Origin of the sequence: Actinomadura sp., assembly GCF_044508335.1 — a bacterium.
GTDB lineage: Bacteria > Actinomycetota > Actinomycetes > Streptosporangiales > Streptosporangiaceae > Spirillospora.
The window spans coordinates 19,013-27,384 of sequence record NZ_JBIQHY010000097.1 but is presented as its reverse complement, the minus strand read 5'-3'; the positions used below and the strand labels follow the sequence as shown (position 1 = coordinate 27,384).

Below are 8,372 nucleotides of genomic sequence, written 5' to 3'. Positions count from 1 at the left end.
GCGGCGCCGCCCGGCCCGCGCCCCGCGCGCCGGGCCGGCCGCCGGAGTGACCAGTGCCACCCCGCCCGCCCGCCGCCGGCGCGGGCCCCGCCGTGCGCACCGGGCCGCCACCGGCGGCGTTTGCGCTGCCGGAGCGGTTTTCGCGGCGCCGGAAACGTCGCCGCGCCGAACCGGACGCCGACGCTTCGACGGCCGCCGGGCACGGCGAACACGAGCAAGATCAATATTTGACGTCGAACCGTCCTGAAATGGAATGATCTTGCAGTTGCCGACAAACCCATTCATCACATGTCGAGGAGGAGAGCCGTGCTGGATGCGGTCGACGCCGTGCTCGTCCGCGAGCTCCAGCGGGATGGCAGGGCGACGTTCCAGGCGCTCGCCGATCGCGTCGGGCTTTCCCGCACGGCCGTGCGGGCACGGGTGCAGCACCTTCTCGAAACGCAGGTCGTCCGCGTCGTCGGCATCGTGCACGCCGCCGTGGTCGGCGCGGAGGCCATCGGGCACGTGTCGGTCGCCGTGGACGGCGCCGCCCGCGAGGTGGCCGAGGCCGTCGCCGAGCGGCCCGCGGTCAGCTTCACCGCGCTGACCGCCGGCCCGTACGACCTGGTCGCGCAGGTGCGCACCCGCGACGACGCCGCGCTCGCGGCCGAGGTGGACCGGATCCGGTCCATCCCCGGCGTGCGCGCGGCGGAGGTGTTCCGGTCGGTGTCCACCGTGCGCGACAAGCACGCCGTGGTGCGCGAGCTCGGCGAGGTCAGCCTCGACGGCATCGACTGGCGGCTCCTGCACGAGCTGCAGCGGGACGGGCGCGCGCCCTACACCCGGCTCGCGCACGTCATCGGCCTGTCGCAGGCCGCCACCCGGGCCCGGGTGGTGCGGCTCATGCGCACCGGCGTGATCCAGGTCACCGGGCTGGCCGACCCGCTCGCCCTCGGCGCCGCCGAGCTCGGCGGGTTCGGCATCGTGGTGACCGGCGGGCTGCGCAAGGTCGCGGAGGCGGTCGCCGCCCAGGACGGCGTCCGCTACCTGGCCACCGGGTTCGGCCGCTACGACATCGTCGGTCAGGCCGAGGCCACGTCCCGCGCCGAGCTGGTGGCCGTGCTCGACGCCATCAGGTCCGTGCCCGGCGCGACGGTCCGGGAGTCCTGGCACCACCTGGACGTGGTGAAGGAGTCCTACGCCGTGGAGCTGCCCGAGCAACCCCTCAACGGGTCGTCCTGACCGGCCCCGGCGCCTCGGCCACGGTGCCCGCCGTGGCCGGGGCGGCACATCCGCCGGCCGGCCGCGCTAGGCGCGGTTGAGGGCGACCTCCTCCAGGTCCAGCTCGTGCATGACGCGGGCGAGGACCTCGTCGTCGATCCGGCGCTCGTCCCGCATCCGGACGAACACCTGGCGCTCGGCCAGCAGCATCTCCCGCCGCAGCCGCCGGTACGTCGCCGTCGGCACCTCCTCGCCCTCCGGGCCCGCCCCGCCGCCGAGCCGCTCCCAGGCGCGCAGCCGCCGGTCCTCGGCGAGCTGCCGGAGCCGCTCCACCACCGCCTCGTCCAGCCGCTCCGCGGCGTTCAGCTCCTCCAGCCGCTCCAGCGCCGCCTGCGCCGCCGCGTGCTGCGCCCCGGCCTCCGCCACGGTGTCGGCGTAGCGCTCGTGTTCGCCGCCGATGCCCAGGGCGCGGATCAGCGCCGGGAACGTCAGCCCCTGCACCAGCAGCGTCCCGAGGACGGTCGTGAACGTCAGGAAAAGGATCAGGTCGCGACCGGGGAACGGGGCGCCGGACGCGGTGAAGGGGACCGCGAACGCGGCGGCGAGCGACACCACCCCGCGCATCCCCGCCCACGACACCGCGGTCAGGCCGCGCCAGCCGGGGCTCTCCCTCGCCCGCTCCCGCCGCGACGCCAGCCGGTGGATCCGCGCGGCGGGGAACACCCAGGCGAAACGGGCGACGACGGTGACCGCGAAGACCGCGACCGCCCACCACGCGAGCTGCTGCCAGCTGCGCCCCGACAGCCCGTGCACGACCGGCGGCAGCTGCAGCCCGATCAGCAGGAAGACCACCGACTCCAGCAGGAAGACCATGACCTTCCAGAACGAGCCGCCGATCAGCCGGGTCACCGCCGCCGACTCGGTGGACCGGTGGCCGAGGTACAGGCCGCTGACGACCACGGCGATCACCCCGGAGGCGTGCGCGGTCTCGGCGAGCAGGTAGGCGGCGAACGGCGCCACCAGCGCGATGCCGTTCTCCACGAGCGGGTCGTGCATCCGGGTCCGCAGCCAGTGCAGCGGCGGGCCGAGCAGCAGCCCGATCGCCGCGCCGACGGCGGCGGCGAACAGGAACCGCCCGGCGCCCTCCAGGAACGTGAACCCGGCGCCCGCCGCCGCGATCAGCGCCACCCGGAACGCCGTCAGCGCCGTCGCGTCGTTGAACAGGCTCTCCCCGATCAGCACCGTCACCGTCCGGCGCGGCAGCCCGAGGCGCTGCGCGACGCTCACCGCCGCGACCGCGTCCGGCGGCGCCACGATCGCGCCGAGCACGAACGCCGCGGACAGCGGCAGGCCCGGGATGATCAGGTGCGCCGCGTACCCGACCGCGAGCGTGGTGAACAGCACCAGGCCCACCGACAGCATCCCGATCGACCAGGCGTTGTCGCGCAGGTTGCGGAACGAGCTCTGCCAGGCCGCCGCGAACAGCAGCGGCGGCAGGAACACGTAGAGGACGAACTCCGGGTCGAGCTCGAACTCCGGGACCCCGGGGGCGAACGAGAAGCCCAGCCCGGCGATCACCAGGATCAGCGGCGCCGGCAGCCCGATGCGCCGCGCCCCCGCGGCCACCATCAGCGCTCCCACCGGCACGGCCAGCAGCCAGAGTGCGTGCGTCGTCTCCACCCGCCAGATCATGACATGACCGGCACGCCGGTGCGCGGCCCGTCAGTGTGTGTCGCGCCCCGCCTCCTTGGCGAAGGTCAGGAAGTCGCGGGCGGCCGGCGGCAGCCGGCGGTGCGCGTGGACGAGCCCGGTCATCCGGGTGATCGGCGGCATGAACGAGCGGACCGCCACCCCCTCGGTGTCGTCGATCTGGTTGCGGTACCACAGCAGGGAGCCCATCCCGGCGCGGACGCAGCCGAGCCACGCGCCCCGCTCGTCGGACTCCACCGCGGCGACCGGGGCGGCGCCGACCCGGCGCAGCAGCGCGTCGATCTCGGCGCGCAGCGCGGTGCCGCGGGCGGGCAGCACGAGCCGCATGCCGTCCAGCGCCGCCGGCGGCACCGGCTCGCGGACCTTCAGCGCGGGCGGCGAGACCAGCACCACCTCCCGCTGCTCGAACGGGTGCGCGGACATGTCGCCGGGGACGGGCAGGTCGGTGAGCGCGAGGTCGGCGCGGCCCGCGCGCACCGCCGCCGCGACGCGGTCGCGGTCCTCGCAGCGGACCACCCGGACCCGCACGGCCGGCTGGTGCCGGGCGAAGCGGGGGACGAGCCGCCCGGTCAGCTCCGGCTCCAGCGACGCGGTGACGGCGATGCGCAGCTCCGCGCCGCGCCCGTCGGCGCGGGCCACCGACAGCCCCTCGATCGCCTCGACGGCGTCCAGCGCGACGCGGGCCTGCCGGACGACCTGCTCGCCGACGGGGGTGAGGACGACGCCGCGGCCGGAGCGGGCGAACAGCTCGACGCCGAGCTCGCGTTCCAGCTCGCGCACGGCCCGCGAGAGCGCGGGCTGGGCCACGTAGAGAGCCTGGGCCGCCGACGTCATGGTGCCGTGGTCGGCGGTCGCCACGACATAGCGCAGCTGCCGCAGATTCATGTGCCGACCGTATGCCACCGAACCGCTGCGGTCCTGGACATAGCCGGAATCGGCCCCCGGAATCGGCTCGCCCCCCGGTCAGGGGCTCGTGCCCGGCGCCCTGCCCCCGGCGGTCTCGGCGGACGGGACGCTCTCCGGCTCCGGCTGCAGCTGGGGCGCGCCGACGGCGCAGTGCCTCATGCACTCGGGCGCCACCGTCTCCCCGGACGGGGTGCGCAGCGCGTCGTCGGCGATGGTGAAGAAGGTCAGCGCGGCGCCGGCGGCGAGCAGCACGGCGCACGCCGCCATCGAGACCCCGAACCCGCTGGAGAAGTCCTCCGGGTTCGCGAACGCGTCGCCGGTCAGCCCGGCCAGCGGCGGGATCGCCGCCACCGCCAACAGCCCCGCGGCGCGGGCCACCGCGTTGTTCACCCCGCTGGCCAGGCCCGCGTGGCGGGCGTCCGCGGTGGCGAGCACGGTCGCGGTGAGCGGCGCGACCGTCGCCGACAACCCGAGCCCGAACACCACCACGGCGGGCAGCACGTCCCGCAGGTAGGAGGCGTCCCGCCCGATCCGGGCGACGAGCAGCATCCCGGCGGCCGCCACCACCAGGCCCGCGGTCATCGGCAGCCGCGGCCCGATCTTCTGCGCGAGGGCGCCCGCCCGCGCCGACAGCAGCAGCATCAGCACGGTCACCGGCAGCAGCGCCGCCCCCGCCGCGACCGGCGAGAACCCCCCGACGACCTGCAGGTCGAGGACCAGCAGGAAGAACATCACGCCCATCCCGCCGTACATCAGGAACGTCACCACGTTGACGGCGGAGAACTGCCGGGAGGCGAACACGCCGAGCGGCAGCATCGGCTGCGGCACCTCCGGCCCGCGCCGCGCGCCGGGCAGCCGCCGGCCCTTCCCGCGCACCCGTTCGACCAGCACGAACGCCGCGGACGCCGCCAGGCCCAGCGCGGCGGCGGTCCCGATGACCGGCGGCGCGGCGGTCCCGCCCGGCGCCTCGGTGAGCGCGTACGTCGTCCCGGCCAGCCCCAGCGCCGCCAGCGCGGCGCCGAGCACGTCGAACCGCCCGTGGGCGTCGGGGTCGGCGCTCTCCGGGACGTGCCGCAGCGACACCGCCACCACGACCGCGGCGAACGGCACGTTCAGCAGGAACACCCACCGCCACCCGGCCGCCTCCACCAGCCAGCCGCCCGCGAACGGCCCGATCGCCGCCGCGACGCCGCCGAGGCCCGACCAGGCGCCGACCGCGCGGGGCCGGTCGTCGGGCGCGAACGACGACTGGATGATCGCCAGCGAGCCCGGCGTGAGCAGCGCCCCGCCGATTCCCTGCAGCGCCCGGGACATGATCAGCATCTCGATGTTCGCCGCCAGCCCGCACAGCACCGACGCGGCCGCGAACCACACCACGCCGATGACGAACACCCGGCGCCGGCCGAACCGGTCGCCGAGCGAACCGCCGAGCAGGATGAACCCGGCGAGCGTCAGCGTGTAGGCGTTGATGGTCCATTGCAGCCCGGCCATGTCGGCGTCCAGGTCGCGGGCCAGGCTGGGCAGCGCGACGTTCACGACCGTGGAGTCGAGCAGCGCCATGCCCGACCCGAGCACGGTCGCCAGCAGGATCCAGCGTCCGGGCCCGCTCCGCAGCGGGACGTCCGGCATCAGACGATCTGCTCGTCGACGAAGCACCAGCGCCAGTCTTCGCCCGGTTCGAACGACCGGACGATCGGGTGCCCCTCCTTCTGGAAGTGCGCCGTGGCATGCCGCATCGGGGAGGAGTCGCAGCAGCCCACATGCCCGCAGCCGAGGCACAGCCGCAGGTGCACCCACCGGGTGCCCTCCTCCAGGCACTCCTGGCACCCCTGCGTGTGGGGGGAGGGGTCTACCGCCGGAACCGACGCAACATGCTCACAAGTGGTCATATCTGCATCGTGCCACGCGGCGGGTAAGCGGATCACCAATGATCGGGGCTGAACGGCTCGTCCTCGGGCCGCGCGGACTCCGACAGCAGCCGCAGGTCCGACTCGACCATCATCGTCACCAGGCTCTCGAACGTGACCTCCGGCTCCCAGCCGAGCTGCTCGCGGGCCTTCTTCGGGTCCGCGCACAGCAGGTCGACCTCGGCGGGGCGGGTGTACTTCGCGTCCAGGACGACGTGGTCCTCCCAGTTCAGGCCCGCCGTGCGGAACGCGAACTCCACCAGCTCCCGCACCGACTGGGTCTGACCCGTTCCTATGACGTAGTCCTCGGGGGAGTCCTGGGCGAGCATCAGCCGCATCGCGCGGGCGTAGTCGCCGGCGTAGCCCCAGTCGCGCCGCGCGTCCAGGTTGCCGAGGCGCAGCTCCTGGGCCAGGCCCAGCTTGATGCGCGCCGCGCCCAGCGACACCTTCCGCGTCACGAACTCGGCGCCGCGGCGCGGAGACTCGTGGTTGAACAGGATCCCGCTGACCGCGAACATCCCGTAGGACTCGCGGTAGTTCTGCGTGATGTAGTGCCCGTAGCTCTTCGCGACCCCGTACGGGCTGCGCGGGTGGAACGGCGTCTTCTCGTTCTGCGGCGTCTCCCGCACCATCCCGAACATCTCCGACGAGGACGCCTGGTAGAAGCGGATCTGCTCGCGGCCCGGCGTGCGGGACGGGCTGATGCCCGACACCACGCGGATCGCCTCCAGCATCCGCAGCACGCCCATGCCGGTGACCTCGGCGGTGAGCTCGGCCTGCTGCCACGACATGGGGACGTAGGAGATCGCGCCCAGGTTGTAGACCTCGTCGGGCTGCACCCGCTCCACCGCCGAGATCAGGCTGCCCTGATCCAGCAGGTCGCCGGTGGTGATCTGCACGTCGCCGATGTGCTTGCGCAGCCGCGACACATGGGGGTTCGCCTGCCCCCGCACCAGGCCCCAGACCTCGTATCCCAGCTCAAGCAGATGCTCGGCCAGATACGAGCCGTCCTGTCCGGTGATGCCGGTGATGAGTGCTCGCCTGGACAGCGGATCCTCCATGGCTGAAATAAGTCCGATGCGGGGCTCACCACGGGTGAACCCGCAACGAGCGTGAAATATGAGATTACCGACCACGACGGGGGGATGACGAGGGAGGGCTCCCTTTGAACCGAATTCACTTCTGGTTCGCCCGCCGGGACGCCCCTGTGCCACGGTGATACCCATCATGAGCTCTCCGGACATGCCGCCGCTGCGGCTGAACGGGCGCGACATCGGCCCGCACGCGATCATGGCGGTGGTCAACCGCACGCCCGACTCGTTCTTCGACAGGGGCGCCACCTACGGCTTCGACGCCGCCCTGGACGCCGTCGGCCGGGCCGTCGACGCCGGCGCCGACATCGTGGACATCGGCGGGGTGAAGGCCGGTCCCGGCGCAGACGTCGGCGTCGCCGAGGAGCTGCGCCGGGTGGTGGACCTCGTCGCCGCCGTCCGCGAGCGGCACCCGCGCGTCGTGATCAGCGTCGACACCTGGCGCGCCGAGGTCGGCGAGGCGGTCGCCCGCGCCGGCGCCGACCTGCTCAACGACACCTGGGGCGGGCCGGACCCGCGCCTCGCCGAGGTCGCCGCGGCGCACGGCATCGGGCTGGTCTGCGCGCACGCCGGCCCCCTGGCCCCCCGCACCCGGCCGCACCGGATCGGCTACGCCGACGTCGTCGCGGACGTCGTCGCCCATGTGACCGCGCAGGCCGAGCGCGCCGTCGCGCTCGGGGTGCGGCGCGACGCGATCCTCATCGACCCCGCGCACGACTTCGGCAAGAACACCCGCCAGTCGCTGGAGATCACCCGGCGGCTGGGCGAGCTGACCGCCACCGGGTGGCCGGTGCTGGTCGCGGTGTCCAACAAGGACTTCATCGGCGAGACGCTCGGCCGCCCCGTCGACCGGCGCGGCGTCGGCACCGTGGCCGTCCTCGGCGTGTCGGCGCTGCTCGGCGCCCGCGTCTTCCGCGTCCACGACGTCCCCGCCGCCCGCCGCGCCCTGGCGGCGGTCGCCGCCCTGACCGGCTAGTGCGCCGCCTCCCGCTGCCGGGCGCGGTAGGCCGCGACGTGCATGCGGTTCCCGCAGGTGCGGCTGTCGCAGTAGCGGCGGCAGCGGTTGCGGGACAGGTCGACCAGGACGCGCGCGCAGTCCGGCGCCTCGCAGGTGCGCAGCCGGTCCAGCTCGCCCGCCGCCACCACGTACGCCAGCGCCATCCCGCAGTCGGCGGCCAGGTGCTCGCCGAGCGGCGCGCCGGGCGCGAAGAAGTGCACGTGCCAGTCGTAGCCGTCGTGGTCGGTCAGGTGCGGGGTGGTGCGGACCTCGCCGACGATCGCGTTGATCCGGCGGACGGCGGACGGGACGTCGCCCGCGCGGAACACCTCGTGGAACCGCGCGCGCAGGTCGAGGACCTGGAGCCGGTCGGCCTCGGTGAGCTCGCCCACGTCGCTGAACGCGTTGCGGTCCACGAACGCGCGCAGCCCGGGCAGCCCGCCGAGCCGCTCGGCGCCGGACGCGGCCGGGCCGGTGTTGATCAGGTCGACGACGACGGCGAGCGCGTGCTCGGTGTCATGGGTGAAGATCACGATGACTCCAGTCTCGGGGGACCGGGGC

At 74.3% G+C, this 8,372-nt stretch carries 8 protein-coding genes; 2 read left to right on the top strand and 6 right to left on the bottom strand.

The genetic code is table 11. The features are described 5' to 3' along the window. The first annotated feature begins 306 nt into the window (after nt 1-306). Entirely contained in the window at nt 307-1,221 is a 915-nt protein-coding gene (locus tag ACIWVC_RS26190; protein WP_396450632.1) for an Lrp/AsnC family transcriptional regulator, read from the top strand. A gap of 66 nt (nt 1,222-1,287) precedes the next feature. Here the strand turns inward: ACIWVC_RS26190 and ACIWVC_RS26185 are convergent, their stop codons facing one another. From ACIWVC_RS26185 to gmd, 5 genes are all read right to left on the bottom strand, one after another. After that, nucleotides 1,288-2,880 carry a Na+/H+ antiporter gene (locus ACIWVC_RS26185; protein WP_396450634.1) on the bottom strand — a complete coding sequence of 531 codons (1,593 nt, stop codon included), beginning with the start codon at nt 2,878-2,880 and terminating at the stop codon, nt 1,288-1,290. A gap of 42 nt (nt 2,881-2,922) precedes the next feature. After that, nucleotides 2,923-3,795, bottom strand: a complete 873-nt coding sequence (locus ACIWVC_RS26180; RefSeq protein WP_396450636.1) for a LysR family transcriptional regulator — start codon at nt 3,793-3,795, stop codon at nt 2,923-2,925. 78 nt (nt 3,796-3,873) lie between these two features. Next, nucleotides 3,874-5,445 (bottom strand): MFS transporter, encoded by a 1,572-nt coding sequence (locus tag ACIWVC_RS26175; protein WP_396450638.1) that lies wholly within the window; start codon nt 5,443-5,445, stop codon nt 3,874-3,876. Next, nucleotides 5,445-5,705, bottom strand: a complete 261-nt coding sequence (locus tag ACIWVC_RS26170; RefSeq protein WP_396450640.1) for a ubiquitin carboxyl-terminal hydrolase 14 — start codon at nt 5,703-5,705, stop codon at nt 5,445-5,447. Before ACIWVC_RS26170 ends, ACIWVC_RS26175 begins: the two co-directional genes overlap by 1 nt. Nucleotides 5,706-5,737: 32 nt before the next feature. Next, a complete protein-coding gene (gene gmd / locus ACIWVC_RS26165) occupies nt 5,738-6,772 on the bottom strand; it encodes a GDP-mannose 4,6-dehydratase (RefSeq protein ID WP_396450675.1) in 1,035 nt (344 codons plus the stop codon). Between the two features lie 178 nt (nt 6,773-6,950). Between gmd and folP the strand changes: the two genes are divergently transcribed. After that, nucleotides 6,951-7,790, top strand: a complete 840-nt coding sequence (folP, locus tag ACIWVC_RS26160; protein WP_396450641.1) for a dihydropteroate synthase — start codon at nt 6,951-6,953, stop codon at nt 7,788-7,790. Here the strand turns inward: folP and ACIWVC_RS26155 are convergent. Continuing rightward, entirely contained in the window at nt 7,787-8,344 is a 558-nt protein-coding gene (locus ACIWVC_RS26155) for a CGNR zinc finger domain-containing protein (protein WP_396450643.1), read from the bottom strand. The genes folP and ACIWVC_RS26155 overlap by 4 nt on opposite strands. Nucleotides 8,345-8,372 lie beyond the last annotated feature (28 nt).